The 14,830-nt window shown below is 45.3% G+C and carries 16 protein-coding genes; 5 read left to right on the plus strand and 11 right to left on the minus strand.

What is annotated here, in order from left to right; all coding sequences use genetic code 11:
- Nucleotides 1-5: 5 nt before the first annotated feature.
- The 11 genes from AC1DP6_RS03855 to AC1DP6_RS03905 form a co-directional block, all read right to left on the minus strand.
- Nucleotides 6-713: a sulfite exporter TauE/SafE family protein gene (locus AC1DP6_RS03855; RefSeq protein WP_477053651.1), complete on the minus strand. Its 708-nt coding sequence runs from the start codon at nucleotides 711-713 to the stop codon at nucleotides 6-8.
- Nucleotides 714-731: 18 nt separating this feature from the next.
- Nucleotides 732-1,169: a FixH family protein gene (locus tag AC1DP6_RS03860; protein ID WP_477053652.1), complete on the minus strand. Its 438-nt coding sequence runs from the start codon at nucleotides 1,167-1,169 to the stop codon at nucleotides 732-734.
- A gap of 36 nt (nucleotides 1,170-1,205) precedes the next feature.
- Nucleotides 1,206-2,591 carry a cytochrome c oxidase accessory protein CcoG gene (gene ccoG / locus AC1DP6_RS03865; RefSeq protein WP_477053653.1) on the minus strand — a complete coding sequence of 462 codons (1,386 nt, stop codon included), beginning with the start codon at nucleotides 2,589-2,591 and terminating at the stop codon, nucleotides 1,206-1,208.
- Between the two features lie 62 nt (nucleotides 2,592-2,653).
- Nucleotides 2,654-3,727 (minus strand): cbb3-type cytochrome c oxidase N-terminal domain-containing protein, encoded by a 1,074-nt coding sequence (locus tag AC1DP6_RS03870; protein WP_477053654.1) that lies wholly within the window; start codon nucleotides 3,725-3,727, stop codon nucleotides 2,654-2,656.
- Between the two features lie 10 nt (nucleotides 3,728-3,737).
- Nucleotides 3,738-3,917: a CcoQ/FixQ family Cbb3-type cytochrome c oxidase assembly chaperone gene (locus AC1DP6_RS03875; RefSeq protein ID WP_331958343.1), complete on the minus strand. Its 180-nt coding sequence runs from the start codon at nucleotides 3,915-3,917 to the stop codon at nucleotides 3,738-3,740.
- A gap of 10 nt (nucleotides 3,918-3,927) precedes the next feature.
- Nucleotides 3,928-6,072, minus strand: coding sequence for a cytochrome-c oxidase, cbb3-type subunit I (ccoN, locus tag AC1DP6_RS03880; RefSeq protein ID WP_477053655.1), 2,145 nt, complete (start codon nucleotides 6,070-6,072; stop codon nucleotides 3,928-3,930).
- Nucleotides 6,073-6,102: 30 nt separating this feature from the next.
- On the minus strand, nucleotides 6,103-6,261 hold the full coding sequence (gene ccoS, locus AC1DP6_RS03885; RefSeq protein ID WP_441578301.1) for a cbb3-type cytochrome oxidase assembly protein CcoS: 159 nt from the start codon (nucleotides 6,259-6,261) through the stop codon (nucleotides 6,103-6,105).
- Nucleotides 6,262-6,269: 8 nt separating this feature from the next.
- Nucleotides 6,270-6,560, minus strand: coding sequence for a cupin domain-containing protein (locus tag AC1DP6_RS03890; protein WP_331958334.1), 291 nt, complete (start codon nucleotides 6,558-6,560; stop codon nucleotides 6,270-6,272).
- A gap of 197 nt (nucleotides 6,561-6,757) precedes the next feature.
- On the minus strand, nucleotides 6,758-9,196 hold the full coding sequence (locus tag AC1DP6_RS03895; RefSeq protein ID WP_477053656.1) for a heavy metal translocating P-type ATPase: 2,439 nt from the start codon (nucleotides 9,194-9,196) through the stop codon (nucleotides 6,758-6,760).
- Nucleotides 9,196-9,747 (minus strand): hypothetical protein, encoded by a 552-nt coding sequence (locus AC1DP6_RS03900; protein WP_477053657.1) that lies wholly within the window; start codon nucleotides 9,745-9,747, stop codon nucleotides 9,196-9,198. Before AC1DP6_RS03900 ends, AC1DP6_RS03895 begins: the two co-directional genes overlap by 1 nt.
- 135 nt (nucleotides 9,748-9,882) lie before the next feature.
- Entirely contained in the window at nucleotides 9,883-10,593 is a 711-nt protein-coding gene (locus AC1DP6_RS03905) for a Crp/Fnr family transcriptional regulator (RefSeq protein ID WP_331957020.1), read from the minus strand.
- A 54-nt stretch (nucleotides 10,594-10,647) separates the two neighbouring features.
- On the opposite strand from AC1DP6_RS03905, the gene AC1DP6_RS03910 reads away from it, so the two are divergent.
- The 5 genes from AC1DP6_RS03910 (at nucleotide 10,648) to AC1DP6_RS03930 (ending at nucleotide 14,534) form a co-directional block, all read left to right on the plus strand.
- The gene (locus tag AC1DP6_RS03910) at nucleotides 10,648-11,241 is read left to right on the plus strand and encodes a pseudouridine synthase (protein ID WP_477053658.1); all 594 of its coding nucleotides are present in this window, start codon (nucleotides 10,648-10,650) and stop codon (nucleotides 11,239-11,241) included.
- Nucleotides 11,242-11,364: 123 nt separating this feature from the next.
- Complete coding sequence (locus tag AC1DP6_RS03915) at nucleotides 11,365-12,240, plus strand: YicC/YloC family endoribonuclease (RefSeq protein WP_477053659.1); 876 nt, start codon at nucleotides 11,365-11,367, stop codon at nucleotides 12,238-12,240.
- Between the two features lie 15 nt (nucleotides 12,241-12,255).
- On the plus strand, nucleotides 12,256-12,744 hold the full coding sequence (locus tag AC1DP6_RS03920) for a gliding motility lipoprotein GldH (protein WP_477023914.1): 489 nt from the start codon (nucleotides 12,256-12,258) through the stop codon (nucleotides 12,742-12,744).
- Nucleotides 12,741-13,760, plus strand: coding sequence for a sensor histidine kinase (locus tag AC1DP6_RS03925; protein WP_477053660.1), 1,020 nt, complete (start codon nucleotides 12,741-12,743; stop codon nucleotides 13,758-13,760). Before AC1DP6_RS03920 ends, AC1DP6_RS03925 begins: the two co-directional genes overlap by 4 nt.
- Nucleotides 13,761-13,823: 63 nt before the next feature.
- Entirely contained in the window at nucleotides 13,824-14,534 is a 711-nt protein-coding gene (locus AC1DP6_RS03930) for a response regulator transcription factor (protein WP_291915691.1), read from the plus strand.
- The last annotated feature ends 296 nt before the right edge of the window (nucleotides 14,535-14,830 follow it).

Here is a 14,830-nt window from a genome sequence, read left to right on the forward strand (position 1 = left end):
ATATCTTATGATTTATGACAACAATTTTCGACGACATGTTCACTATGTGGTACCAATGTAGGACTGATATAAGGGATGCCCAGGTTAAGGCCCCGGAGGATCAGCAATATCCCCATTACGCTCACGACAACCGGTATCATGCTCCGCATTTTATTCCGGACCGTAAGACTGATCAGATGACTGAACCAGGTAACGCCTGCCATCGCAGGTAATGTGCCTGCACCAAAAGCTGCCATGAACAACATTCCTTTCAGCACATCGCCGGTAGCAATAGCGCCGGCAATTCCCAGGTATACAAGTCCACATGGCAGGAGTCCGTTCAAAAAGCCAATAGCATACAGTGTACGAAAGCGTTGTTGTTGCAGCAGGCTGCCCAGCAGGGATTTTATTTTTGTTGTAAATGCGTTAGGGAGATGTCCACCTTTTGTCCAGCGGATACTGGTGTATTTCAGGACAGCCACCAGCAACAACAAACAGCCGGTAATGATAGATAACCATTGTTGCAGCCCGCCCAGGTACAACTGTTTGCCCAGCCAACCAAAGATGAGTCCTAATATGGAATAAACACTGATACGACCGGCATTATACAGGAGGATGCCTGCCATTTTTTTGCTGCCGGTAAGATGTTGCACCGGTAACGTTAAGGCAATAGGACCACACATACCAATGCAGTGAAAGCTACCCACAAAACCCAACATAAAGGAGGCGATCATAATATCCGTTTTTATTGGTTAGTTAATATTGATGGGCTGTTCCTGGTAAAATGGCCGGTCATTCATGATCCACTGCACCTTGAAACGATACAGCCCTTTGATAAATAACTGTCTGTTTATCAATTGATGTCCGGCGTTATCAGGCTGTAGTGGCAGCTGTATATCTTTCCCTGAATCAGAGGGCCGGTAGAAGGTAACTTTACCCGTAATCGCTTTGCCCTGCAGCTCATGTGGGAAAGTAAGCAGGATACCTTCTGCTGCTTGCGCAACATTGACTGGGGCAGAAAGACCCGATGCATTTTGCTTACCGTCTATTACCTGCTGATATTTTAGTTCTTCACCATAATAATCCGGCGTCACCATGTCTATTTTGGTACGCATACTTTTGGTGACCAGTGTTAAAATGCCGGCAGCAAATACTACAAATACAATAATGATCTTGTGTCCCCAGTTCATAATAATCAGTTTAAAGAATGTTATATCGATACCAGCTTACTGCACCGGGCCTAAAAAGGTGGTACGTAACCGGGTAATTTTTTCATGATGCTCATAAAGGCCTACGTATAGTGTGGACTTGCGCTGATGCACCATCGTCTTTGGCAGTACAATAAAAAAGGTACCTTCTCCCTGTCCTTCTGCTTTTACATGGATCACCTCATTACCAATCATCGACACCACTCCGTTTTCGTCTTCCAGCTTCAGCTCAAGGGGAATATCTTTACCGGTTTTGTTCACCAGCTTAATGCGGTAGAGGTTAGATACACTATCTACTCCCCGCTCCTGGTATAACATTCCCGCAGTGCGCATGATGGTGCCGCTCACCGGCTTACGGCTGCCCAGCATAAAGCTGATGACCAGCAGCAGCAATGTCAGCACGGTAGTATATACTTTTAGCCTGGTGGTAAAACGCAGCTTTTGTTGTTGTGCAATCCCGTTTTCAGAAGCATAGCGTATCAGTCCTTTCGGCCGGCCGGTTTGTTCCATCATGAAGTCACAGGCATCTATGCAGGCGGTACAGTTTACACACTCCAGCTGTGTTCCATTCCGGATATCTATACCCGTAGGGCATACTTTTACGCACTGCATACAGTCGATGCAGTCGCCATGCGCCCTGGAATCGTCTTTACGGAACTTACCACGGGGTTCTCCCCTTTTGTAGTCGTATGCAACCAGTATGGAGTTTTTATCGAGCAATACCCCCTGCAAACGACCGTAAGGACAAACAATCGTGCAGATCTGTTCCCGCATAAAGGCAAATACGCCGTAGAATACCCCGGAAAACACCAGTATGGCAATGAAGCCACCAGTATGAGCCGAGAGCGGATCAGTGATGATATGGCCCAATGCTTTGGCACCAATGATATAAGCCAGGAATATATTGGCGATAAGAAACGACAGCGCATAAAAGGCCAGGTGCTTCCCTGTTTTACGGATTATTTTGTTAGTGTTCCAGGGCGATTGCTGCAATATTTTCTGTGATGCGGCATCTCCCTCTATCCAGTACTCCAGCCGGCGGAACAGCATTTCCATGAAAATGGTTTGTGGACACATCCATCCGCAGAAGAGTCTACCGAAAGCCATGGTGAATACTACGATGAAGAGAATGAATGCCATCATCGCCAGTCCGAAGATGAAAAAGTCCTGTGGCCAGAAGATGGCGCCAAACAGTATAAATTTCCCCTCTATCACATTCAGCAGAAATAAGGGTCTGCCATTTATAGAAATAAACGGCAGGCTAAAAAAAACACTAAAATAAAAGAGGCTCACCCAACTGCGGATATTATACCAGCGCCCTTTAGGCTGCTTTGCGAAAATCCAGTTGCGCTTGCCTTGCTTATCAACGGTGGCTATCGTATCTCTGAATGTGCTGTCGGTCATGATGTATACTGTTTATCCCTGCTTGTCAATGATGCTGTTGTATCTATGGCTGTACTATTGGTTTATTCCTTCGTTCCCTGTGCTTCCTGGGCATTAGGAGGGTTGCTGCCGTGTATAGACTTAATAAAGCTGGCCAGCTGCGCCAGTTGTTTCGGAGAAAAATCCTCTTGCCAGGCTTTCATCCCTTTATCGGCTACACCATATTTAATGGTTTTAAAAACCTCATTTATTTTACCGCCATGCAGCCAGTAATCGTCTGTAAGATTAGGCCCTACCACACCTTGCCCCTGTGGCCCATGGCAGGGAGCACAGTTAGAGATGAACATCTTCTGACCTGCAGCAATATCATTAGGATCAGCGAGTAGGGTGACGCTGTTTTCATCAATATTGCTGGCCGCTTTTTTCAGGTATTCCTGTTTGGCAACGGCTGCTTTTTCTTCTGCAGCGGCTAGTTCTTCCAGCTGGCCTGGCGCTGAATGTGATATTTCTGTTCGCCAGAAGTACACGATCCCAAAACATACCGTGAAAATGAAACCCCATTTCCACCAGGGAGGTGTAGGATTGTTTAATTCATGAATACCATCAAAGTCGTGGCCCATGTCTTCATCAGCTTCTGCTATAGCATCCACGGTTTTGGTATTGTTTATTTTCTCCAGCCAGGATACCCGCGGTTTTCCCGGTACTGGTACTTTAGCTGGCTTACGCTTGCGTTTAATACCTGCCAGGAAGCGTAACACAAATAACAGGCTGATGATAACAGCCAGTTCCACAATGATCACTGATACCAGCAGGTAAAAGGACGGTTGTGATAAATGAGTGAAGTAAGGAGAAGAAGCCGGCGCCTGATCTGCTGACATCGCAAATGAGGATTGACTCATGAGTGTCAGTGAGACAATACTTATGGTGACCAAGGCTTTGTCTGCATCTTTTTTCATCTTCTCTCTGAAAATATCCATAGCGCCTAATACGGCATTGCCAAGAAGAATGATGGCCAGTAACAGCCCGCCAATTACTACCAGCAACAGCAAGGCAACCGGATCATATAATTCTGACGGAGCATTGGCGCCGCTATCTGCAATAGCCGGCATGCTGCATAATAAACTGCCGCCGAGTAGCTGTATAAACCGTTTATTCATACGTTTTCTTTTACAGGGGATTAGTCTCATCATTATCTAAAGGAATACGGCTGATCCGATCCACCATTTTTTTATCTGCTTTAAAAGCCCATAACGAAGCACCTATGAAGAAGGTAAAGAGCAACAGCAGTGATGCCATCGGATAAACGCTGATGCCGGCTATGGATTCCAGGTAATTAATGAACTTCATGATGTGTGATTTAAAATGCTTCTTTATCGGCAACAGGCGCCGGTTTAGGTGCTGACTTAATATCTTTTCCCATGCGTTGCAGGTAGGCTATCAATGCAATGATTTCACGATCTGCTTTAATGGGCAGCTTATCTTTTTGCAGAGATGCCGCAATTTCCTGTGCCTGTTTTTCGAGATCAGCGTTGGCCTGTTTTTCATAGCCCGCCACATAAGGCACTCCCAGCTTGCGCATCACGTTGATCATAGCAGGTGTTTTGCTCTTATCTACCCTTTCTTCAAACAACCATGGATAAGCAGGCATAATAGATCCCGGCGACATAGACGTTGGATCCAGCATGTGATTGAAATGCCAGGAATCAGGATACTTGCCGCCAATACGGGCCAGATCCGGACCGGTACGTTTGGAGCCCCACTGGAAAGGATGATCATATACAAACTCACCAGCTTTGGAGTATTCACCGTAGCGTGCTACTTCATCGCGGAAAGGACGTATCATTTGTGAGTGACAGTTATAACAACCTTCTCTTAAATAGATATCGCGGCCATGTAATTCCAGTGGTGTATATGGTTTTACACTGCTGATAGTAGGGATGTTACTGCGTATCAGGAAAGTGGGCATCATTTCCAGTAAACCACCTATGGATACCACTATCAGGCTAAATATCACCAGCTGTAAGGGACGGCGCTCTATCCAGTTATGCCAGTGAGCTTTGCCATGGGTAGCAATGACTTTAGGTAAAGGTGCTGCTTCCGCTGCTTCGTTGGCAATGAAGGAACCGCGGCGGATGGTTTTGGAAAGGTTCACGATCATCAGCACCAGCCCACTGATATATAGCATACCTCCTACTGCGCGCAGGGCATACATGGGCACTATGGTGGTAACTGTTTCCATGAACTGATACTTCAGTTGTCCTTCTTCCGTAAACTGTTTCCACATCATGCTTTGTGTAAAGGCTGCCCAGTAAAGCGGAATTACATAAAAGATGATGCCCAGTGTACCAATCCAGAAGTGGGTGTTGGCCCATTTGCGGGAGTACAGCTGTGTCCCAAACATGCGCGGAATGAGCCAGTAGAGAATACCGAAAGTCAGGAAGCCATTCCAGCCCAGTGCGCCCACATGTACGTGTGCAATGGTCCAGTCTGTATAGTGACTAATGGCATTTACGTTTTTCAATGATAACATCGGACCTTCAAAAGTGGCCATACCATAGCAGGTAAGTGCTACCACAAAAAACTTAAGGATAGCATCTTCTCTCACCCGGTCCCATGCACCGCGGAGTGTCAGTAAACCATTCAGCATACCTCCCCAGGAAGGAGCAATGAGCATAATGCTGAAGGCGGTTCCCAGTGACTGTGCCCATTCAGGCAGGGCGGTGTACAACAGGTGATGCGGGCCGGCCCAGATATAAATAAAGATCAGTGACCAGAAGTGAATAATAGACCAGCGGTAGGAATATACTGGTCTGTTGGCCGCTTTAGGTACAAAGTAATACATCAGTCCGAGGTACGGCGTGGTCAGGAAAAAGGCTACTGCATTATGTCCATACCACCACTGTACCAGTGCATCCTGCACGCCCGCATACCAGCTGTAACTTTTGAACAGGGATAATGGGAACTCAAAGGAGTTAATAATATGTAACATGGCAATCGCTACCCAGGTACCGATGTAAAACCAGATAGCCACGTATAAATGAGATTCGCGTCTGCGTAAAATGGTACCCAGCATATTGGCGCCAAATACTACCCAGATAAGGGTAATGGCGATATCGAAAGGCCATTCCAACTCTGCATATTCTTTGCCGGTAGTATAGCCGAGGAACAAGGTGAGAGCGCCGCCGGCGATGATAGCCTGCCATCCCCAGAAATGTATTTTACTCAACAGGTCGCTGAACATACGTGCTTTACATAGCCGTTGCAGCGAATAGTACACACCCATGAATATACCATTACCCACAAAGGCAAAGATCACAGCATTGGTATGCACGGGTCTTAATCTGCCAAAGGTGATGGGGGCAAATCCCATATTAAGGCCGGGGATCACCAGTTCCAGCGCTGCCCATAGACCGGCCAGCATGCCTATCAGCCCCCAGAACATACAAGCGTAGGCAAACCATTTTACCGTGCGGTTGTCGTAATAAAATTTTTCGAGTGACATATTGGTATTTAAAGGTGTTGATAAATGCGTTTAGTCGTTTACGTTATCATGCTTATCCTCAAAAAGAATGCGGTGTGCCGGAGAGAAATCATCTTCAAACTGTCCGTTTTTTACAGACCAGATGAAGGCGGCCAGGAACCCCAGTGCTACCAGTAAACTGGCTCCGAGTAATATGATGATAACGCCCATGGATGTAGTTATTTAATGAGAATAAATCGTGCTGTTTCCAGCGCCTGTAAAGCATGTATCTCGTTGGCAGGAAAGGAAAATACGTCGCCGGTTTCCAATATGGTCACCTCTTCGTTCAGCATAAATGCGATCCTTCCTTCGAGTATAAGTATCATCGCATTTGCCGGCGATGTATGCGGTGGAATCTGGTGCCCCTGCTGCATAATAAGCAGTGTGGCATCAAAGCGTTTAGTTTTCAGGATAGCACAGCTCTTCACTCTTTCATTTCCTGCTACCTGCATTACGTTCATACCTTTCATTTGCTGTTTGTTGTGATGTAATACAATGCTGCATTTCCGGCATGCCTCACCCGCTGCGTGTAAACAGTCACTTTTTTTGCGACTACTTACACGCACATTTCATGCGAGCTTCAATTGAGGTTTGCTTAGATTATACTATGTATGTTTCGTGTGATAGCAAAGGTAATCTCCTGGTTTGGCCACTACTATGACTTTACTCAATCAGGAATATGATTTTTATCAGTCATTTGCTGTAATCCTTTATTGTAAAGCCTTTTCCCCTGCCACTCACTAGATGCGTAAGTGATCAGTATAATACTGATGGAACTTGCAGGCATCAGAATAGCAGCTACCAGCGGTGATAAAATTCCTTGCACAGCGAAGTATAAACCAGTGATATTATATAGGAGCGACAATGCAAAACTCACGAGGATAATTCGTTTGTTGGCTTTGCATAATTGTATGAAGTTGAATAGTAAAGGCAGTTGTTCCGCCGCCATAATACCATCGCTGGCAGGCGTGAAATTGTTACTGTCTTCTGTGAGGGAAATACCGATATCACTTTGTTTTAATGCGCCTGCATCATTTAATCCATCACCAATCATCATTACCTTTTTTCCTTGTTGCTGAAGGGAGATGACATAAGCGAGTTTATCTGCCGGTTGTTGTTCAAAAAGTAAGGTGGCATTGTCGCCCATGAGTTTGCGTAACTGTGTGGCGGTATGGTCGTTATCTCCGGAAAGTACAGACAGCGGGTAATGTGTTTGCAATAATTGCATTAGTTGCCGTAATCCATTGCGATAGGTGTTTTGGATCGTAAACAGTCCGGTTAGTTTTTCATTGACAGATACATATACAATGCTACCCTCCTGCTCATTTTTTTTATGCGCCCCGGTGAAGTCAGCGTTGCCCAAACGAACAAAAGATCCATTCACCCAACCACATACGCCTTTTCCTGTAAAGTGTTGAAAATCATGCATGTGTTTTGTATTTGGGGTGCCACAGTATTGCACAATGGCTTTGCTGAGTGGATGAGTAGATTGTGCAGCTAGTGTTGCAATCATCGCTTCCTGCTCCGGTGTTAACCGGGTGCCATAATATATAACGGAGCTACCGGTTTTGCCGGTCAGCGTACCTGTTTTATCAAAGATAATATGTGTGGTGGCTGCCATATTTTCAATGGCCTGTGCATTGCGTAGGTAAAGCCGCTGCCGGCTGAGGATACGTAATATATGTCCGTTGGTAAAAGAAGAGGCCAGTAGTAATGCACAGGGGCAGGCAATAATCAGGATGGCAGTAACGGCAGGCCATATACGTGTTGGTTCATGAATAGTCCAGTAACCTGCTGTGATGGCGGCAATCAATAGTACTACCCAGGTAAAATACCGGCTTAACAAATGCACAAAGGAGACTTGTTTGGCGGCTTTATTTTTGAGTTCATCCCTGTTCCATAAACTGGTCAGGTAGCTTTGTGCCACTTCTTTAATAGTCAGTATTTCCAGGTTGCCCTCCAGTTGCCGCCCGCCGGCATAAATAATTTCTCCGGTGGATTTGCTCACTGGGGCTGATTCTCCTGTTACGAAGCTGTAATCTATCAGTGCTTTACCTCTTACAATAATGCCATCTGCCGGCACCAGCTCATTATTATGAATGCGGATGGTATCGCCGGTTTTAAGTTCCGGTAGTGTGGTGGGAATTTCTTTCTCCTCTTTAATAACGCTGACGGCTATCGGAAAATAGGCGGTATAGTCCCGGTCAAAGGAAAGCCCCTGGTAGGTTTTATCCTGCAGTACTCTGCCTATCAGCATAAAAAAAACAATGCCTGTCATAGAATCGAAGTAGCCCGCATGTCCCTGCCATACTTCCACGAGGCTACGCGTAAACGTAACAAAGATGGCCAGCACAATGGGAACGTCTATATTCAGAAATCCATGTTTTAACCCGCTCCAGGCTGATTTGTAAAAGGCCTGCGCACTATAGAAGAGCACTGGCAATGCCAGTACCAGGTTCATATACCGGAACAGGCGGTTAAAACTTTCTTCCAGTCCGCCTGCACTGGCAAAGTAATCCGGAAAACTAAGCAGCATGATATTGCCGAAACAAAAACCAGCTACGCCCAGTTGATACACCAGCTTACGATTGGCCCCGGGCTTTTTATGTTGCAGATCCTGCAAACTGATATACGGTTCATATCCGATAGCCGTCAATATTTCCGCTACCCTTCTTAATGATGTTTGTGGATGAGAAAAGATGATGAGTACTTCTTTCTTACTAAAGTTAACGGTTACACGTTGTACGCCATTTTCCAGTTTGTGCAGATTTTCCAACAGCCATAAACAGGAGCTGCAGTGGATTTGGGGAATGTAGAAGTTTACATGCGTTTGTGTTTCATCTTTATAAAGATATAACTGTTGCGCAATTTTTTCATCGTCCAGAAAAGCAAATTTGTCTCCGCGCACAGCAATACGTTGATTAATCCCGGGTTTGTTGTTAAGGTCATAATATTCACAGAGATCATACTGGTTTAATATTTCATAAACCATTTTACAGCCCTGACAGCAGAAAATCTTTTCCTGCAGGGTAATATCCTTATCAGTACAGTCTTCCCCACAATGGAAGCAGGTAATTTGTGTATTGGTGTGCGAAGTAACAGCCATTAGTCAATAATTACGTTATTAATATCGTGTTGGGTGATCACTATGGTATGACCTGGAATAGCTGCCGGGTAAAGGATATTTTGTTCTACGTATATCCATTGTTGTAGCAGTTGTTCCGTAGTAAAAATGTCGTTTACGCATAATTTATATTCCGGACTCCAATGTTTTTGCAGTTGGTAGTTGGCGGAAATTTGCCGGGGTTTTTGCAGCAGTAGTAGTATTTTCTGGAACGACTGCTGTATGCTGTCATATGCTGCCGGCCTTATATTTTTCTGGTTTTTGTTGCGTGAAGAAGTATTGCGGATAACGGGGAATAATACAGTTGTTTCTTTGCTGATGAGCTCTGTAATTTCCGAGTACATTTTACCAAACAGTAATTGCTGTAAATCGGCGGTGGCAGGGGCGTTTAGGTCTTCTTGTCTTTCCATGTTAAAATAGGCCATTACCTGTTCTGCCAGGTGGTGAATAGGGTAATGGAATTTGTTGGCAATAACATTGCACAGGTTTCCGGGTGTTTGTTCATGGAAATTGATGATGGAATAAGCGAACATGAAGCGGACGTTTTATATTGGTACAAAAGTACCTGTAGCCGCAACGGGGGGCAATGATATGCGTCAAGGGAAAGTATGACATTTGTCACTTTTGCTGTTAGCCGTTAGCTTTTAGGGGTGGATGCGGGGAGTAGGTTAGTCCTGCAGGTTGGCAGTACGGATAATTTCGGGGAGGTCGAGCAGGCGGATTTTTTTGCCTTCCAGTTCTATCATGCCATCTTTCTTAAATTCAGAAAGCAGGCGTATGGCAGATTCGGTGGCGGTACCAACGAGGTTGGCGATTTCATCGCGAGACAGGCGTACGCTGAGGGTATGACCGTCTTCTTCGAGGCCATAGGTTTCTTTGATGAAGAGTAAAGTTTCTGCGAGTCGTTCTCTTACCGGCTTTTGGGCCAGGTGGGTGATTTTCAGTTCTGCCTTGCGCAGCTCACTTGATAAGATACGCATCATTTCAAACGAAAGGGAGGCATCTTTCTGGAGAATACTGAGAAACAAGTCTTTAGGGATGAAGCAGATGGAGGAGTCTTCCAGGGCGGTAGCTGTGGCGGTATATCTTTCGTTACTGAGCAATGCTTTGTAACCCATGATATCGCCGGCTTTGATGAGACGTACGATTTGCTCGCGGCCGTCATCGCCACTGTGAGATAGTTTTATCTTACCGTCATTGATACAATATACGCCGAATGGGTAAGCACCTTCATGGAAGATCACTTGTCCCTTTTTGTATATGGAGCACACCTTTGCCTCTGAAATTTGTTCCAGATTGCACTGTTCCGCTTTGCAGAATATTGAAGAGAAACGATCCTTGCAGTGTTGACACGAAGGATTGTGGAACGATGTAGCCATAATCAATTTGCAAAAGTACTAATTTACGGCTCCTTAACCAAAGCAAAAGTATTCGTGGCGCTTTATTATTATATTATTTATAAACCATATGAGGTTTTGACACGCTTTACTCCGGAAGGCAATAAAGCCTGTCTGGCAGACTATTTCAAAGTGCCGCCAGACGTATACCCGGTGGGCCGGCTGGATTACGACAGCGAGGGGTTGCTTATTCTCACAAACGACAAGGCATTGAATCAGCGATTGTTGTTGCCGCAGCATGCGCATGAAAGAGAGTATTGGGTACAGGTAGATGGGGCTGTTACGCAGGAAGCAGTGCAACAGTTACAGGCGGGTGTGCAGATCAACGTAGATGGTAAGCTATACCGGACCAAACGCTGTATTGCAGAGATATTCCAGGAAGAGCCACTATTGCCGACCCGTAACCCTCCTATTCGTTTTCGCAAAAGCATCCCGGCGCCCTGGATCAGGATGGTGCTGGGCGAAGGAAAGAACCGCCAGGTAAGACGAATGACTGCCGCTGTTGGATTTCCTACGTTGAGGCTTGTCCGTTATCGCATCGAAGATATTACCATTGCTGGGATGCAGCCCGGGGAAATGGTGCAGCTAAGCCGGGAAGAGATTTATAGTAAGTTGAAGCTGAAAGCATAAAGCCCAAAGCCACCGGAGCGATACTTAAAAAGAATTCCCTTTATATCCGCTTTGGTGGCTTTTTGCTTTGGGCTTTATGCTTTCAGCTTTTTTAACTAGGTTTGTCAYCTACAAATTTCTATTATGCTGAAATCAATGACCGGCTTCGGAAGGGCAGAAAGCACAAGAGGCGAAACTAGTATCGTAGTGGAGATCAAATCGCTGAATGGTAAGCAGTTTGAAGTGAATCTGAAGTTTTCTCCTTTGTTAAGACCCTATGAGTTCGACATCCGCGCCCTTATGCAACAAACCTTGCAGCGGGGAACACTGGATGCAACTATTAATATCCGTCAGAATGGGGCTACCCGACCGGTTGTGATTAATACAGACCTTGCAAAATATTATTACCAGTCTATCACCATGCTGGCTAACCAGCTGGAACTGCCTCAGGGTGATATGCTCAACGTACTGATGAAATTACCGGAAGTGGTAAGTCCTGCTACCGAGCAAATGACAGACGAAGAGTGGAAAGACGTGGAAGATACCCTGCGCCAGGCATTAACCGATCTGGATACCCATCGTATAGATGAAGGACAGATGCTGGAAGCTGACCTGCAACAACGTATAGAAAACATTGACGCCTCTATGCAGAAGGTGAAAGAACTGGATCCGCTGCGTAAAGATCGTATCCGTCAACGCCTGGAAGGATTGCTGGCTGAACATGTAGGTAAAGAAAATGTAGACAGTAACCGACTGGAACAGGAGCTCATCTTCTATCTGGAAAAACTGGATATCTCAGAAGAACTGTCCCGCCTGGAGAATCACCTGCGTTATTTCATGGAGATATTGAAAGATACTGATTCTGCCAAAGGAAAGAAACTGGGTTTTGTGTTACAGGAAATTGGTCGCGAAATAAATACAACCGGCTCCAAAGCCAATGATGCCGGTATACAACAATGGGTGGTGTTGATGAAGGATGAACTGGAAAAAGCCAAAGAACAAGTTTTAAACGTTTTATAGTAAGGCGAATACCGTATGAACAGACTTTTCCTGGCAACAGCAGGCTTGTTATTGTTGGCTGCAGCCTGCAAGCCGCCTAAAATGGACACTTACGAGAAGAACCTGGAAATCCCGGGGCATGAGTGGACGTATGATTATAAACCGTCTTTTGAAGTAAAAATACAACCGGAAGACACGGCGTATCTGTATAACATCTATGTAAACATCAGGCATACAGATGCTTACCCTTACAGCAATATATGGCTGGTGGTAGGAACGCAGACTCCCGGCGACAGTACCGTCAAAGAACAGCGGGTGGAATTACCACTCGCTGAAACATCAGGCAAGTGGGCAGGTTCCGGTCTGGATGATATTTATGAACACCGCGTATTCATTCAACAGCGCGCGATCCTTAATAAACCGGGGATCTATAAGTTTACCTTTGAACAAAATATGCGGCAAAATCCGCTACCCCATGTGATGAATGTTGGCTTGCGGATTGAGAAAGCCGGTACGAGGCAATGATGACAAAAATTTTCAATAAAATGCAGGAGGGTAAATCCGTTTCCCTCGTCTATTTTTTAGTACTGGCATATACAATAGCAGCCCTGGTGTGGTGGGGCATTCTCCTGTTCAGACAAAGTGAACAGATCAGCGGCTTTGAACGGCAAAATCTCTATTTACGTGTAGACAGTCTTGCTCAACCGATCGCTCATCAGCTGGAATTGCAGCGTATTAACAAGGAAGAGCATATGCGCTCTTTTAAATACCTGGGCGAAGGCCTCATTTTTTTAGGTATCATTTTACTCGGCGCACTCTTTGTATACAGGGCAGTATGGAAATATATGAAGCTCAGCAGACAGCAACAGAATTTTATGATGGCCGTCACGCACGAATTGAAATCACCTATTGCAGCTGCTAAATTAAACCTCGAAACCATCCGCAAACACCGGCTGGATGAGGAAAAACAGCTGAAGCTTATCAATAATACCATTCGTGAAACCAATCGCCTGGACCAGCTATGTAATAATATCCTGCTGGCAGCGCAACTTGAAACACACAAATATCAGCTGTATAAAGAGCCGCTCGATTTTTCAGCACTGGTGGCAGGTAGTATCAAAGATCTGGATGGCCGCATAGGTACCCATCAGATAGAAGCTGATATTTTACCGGATGTATGGCTGGATGGTGATAAACTAACCCTGCAGATTATACTCAGCAACCTGGTGGAAAATGCCGCCAAATATGCACCCAAGAACACCGTTATCATTGTAAAACTCTTTGAAAGCGACGACCAGCTGAAGTTACAGGTAATTGATGAAGGACCGGGGATACCGGAAGAAGAAAAAGGAAGGATCTTCCTGAAATTTTATCGCGTTGGTAATGAAAATACCCGCAAGGCGAAAGGCTCTGGCCTCGGCCTGTTCCTTACCGCCAAGATTGTGGAACAGCACGGCGGCGAGATAGAAGTAAAGGATAACTTACCCGCAGGTAGCTGCTTTGAAATAACCTTGCCTGAATATTCCGTGCAAACGGCGTAAATTAGATGACGGATTGATGAATACCGGAGAATCCGGATTCGATGTAAAATCAAACAATAACACATGAAGGAAGCGACAAAGGCATCAATACTACTGGTGGAGGACGAAGAAAATCTCCAGGAAGCGCTGAAGCTGAACCTGGAGCTGGAAGGATACGAGGTTACCGCAGTAGACAACGGCACCGCTGCGCTTAAAGCAGTAAAAAACGAATATTTCGATCTCATTATACTGGACATCATGTTGCCCGAAATGGATGGTATCGCGGTATGCGAAAACATCCGTATTCAGAACAATGAAATACCTATCCTGTTTCTGAGCGCCAAAAACAGCAGTGCAGACCGTGTGCTCGGACTCAAGAAAGGCGGCGATGACTACATGACCAAGCCGTTTAACCTGGAAGAACTGTTGCTGCGGGTGGAGAAACTCATCGTAAAAAACAAGAAGATCCAGGACAAAGACAGTGTGCCCAATGTATATCGCTTCGGAGATAATATGATCGACTTCGCTGCACAGGAATGCGTAGGTAAAGATGGTAAGCATTATGAGCTGAGTAAGAAAGAAGCCATGCTGCTCAAATTACTCATCGAAAACAAAGGCGAAGTAGTTACCCGCGAAAAGATACTGCAGGTGGTATGGGGATATAACGTATACCCTACTACCCGTACCATCGACAACTTTATACTCAACTTCCGGAAGTACTTCGAAGAAGACAGCCGCAACTCCCGCTATTTCCACTCTGTTAGAGGTGTAGGATATAAATTCACCGAAGCATAAGATAGCTTTTAGCCGTTAGCTGTTAGCTATTAGGCGATGCAGCGAAGATCCATGATATGTTGGACATGCGCTGCATTGCCTAATAGCTAACAGCTAAAAGCTGGTTCGCTGCATTGCCTAATAGCTAATAGCTAATAGCTAACAGCTAAAAGCTTAATCGCCACTTTTCACCTCATTCTCCCCGGTTTCCGTTAAAATTCAACCTCGTAGTAAATCCCACTTTCTTAAGGTGATTAATTAGCCGATATTTATTCCGCTTATACGAGAAGAAGATCATCTTCCTGTAAACCTAATAT

It is taken from the genome of Chitinophaga sp. 01L420 (assembly GCF_056399985.1).

What these genes read in the sequence shown, in the direction of transcription:
- AC1DP6_RS03855 (WP_477053651.1), bottom strand. Translation starts at nt 713, where the DNA reads ATGATCGCCTCCTTTATGTTGGGTTTTGTGGGTAGCTTTCACTGCATT.
- AC1DP6_RS03860 (WP_477053652.1), bottom strand. Translation starts at nt 1,169, where the DNA reads ATGAACTGGGGACACAAGATCATTATTGTATTTGTAGTATTTGCTGCC.
- ccoG (WP_477053653.1), bottom strand. Translation starts at nt 2,591, where the DNA reads ATGACCGACAGCACATTCAGAGATACGATAGCCACCGTTGATAAGCAA.
- AC1DP6_RS03870 (WP_477053654.1), bottom strand. Translation starts at nt 3,727, where the DNA reads ATGAATAAACGGTTTATACAGCTACTCGGCGGCAGTTTATTATGCAGC.
- AC1DP6_RS03875 (WP_331958343.1), bottom strand. Translation starts at nt 3,917, where the DNA reads ATGAAGTTCATTAATTACCTGGAATCCATAGCCGGCATCAGCGTTTAT.
- ccoN (WP_477053655.1), bottom strand. Translation starts at nt 6,072, where the DNA reads ATGTCACTCGAAAAATTTTATTACGACAACCGCACGGTAAAATGGTTT.
- ccoS (WP_441578301.1), bottom strand. Translation starts at nt 6,261, where the DNA reads ATGGGCGTTATCATCATATTACTCGGAGCCAGTTTACTGGTAGCACTG.
- AC1DP6_RS03890 (WP_331958334.1), bottom strand. Translation starts at nt 6,560, where the DNA reads ATGAAAGGTATGAACGTAATGCAGGTAGCAGGAAATGAAAGAGTGAAG.
- AC1DP6_RS03895 (WP_477053656.1), bottom strand. Translation starts at nt 9,196, where the DNA reads ATGGCTGTTACTTCGCACACCAATACACAAATTACCTGCTTCCATTGT.
- AC1DP6_RS03900 (WP_477053657.1), bottom strand. Translation starts at nt 9,747, where the DNA reads ATGTTCGCTTATTCCATCATCAATTTCCATGAACAAACACCCGGAAAC.
- AC1DP6_RS03905 (WP_331957020.1), bottom strand. Translation starts at nt 10,593, where the DNA reads ATGGCTACATCGTTCCACAATCCTTCGTGTCAACACTGCAAGGATCGT.
- AC1DP6_RS03915 (WP_477053659.1), top strand. Translation starts at nt 11,365, where the DNA reads ATGCTGAAATCAATGACCGGCTTCGGAAGGGCAGAAAGCACAAGAGGC.
- AC1DP6_RS03920 (WP_477023914.1), top strand. Translation starts at nt 12,256, where the DNA reads ATGAACAGACTTTTCCTGGCAACAGCAGGCTTGTTATTGTTGGCTGCA.
- AC1DP6_RS03925 (WP_477053660.1), top strand. Translation starts at nt 12,741, where the DNA reads ATGATGACAAAAATTTTCAATAAAATGCAGGAGGGTAAATCCGTTTCC.
- AC1DP6_RS03930 (WP_291915691.1), top strand. Translation starts at nt 13,824, where the DNA reads ATGAAGGAAGCGACAAAGGCATCAATACTACTGGTGGAGGACGAAGAA.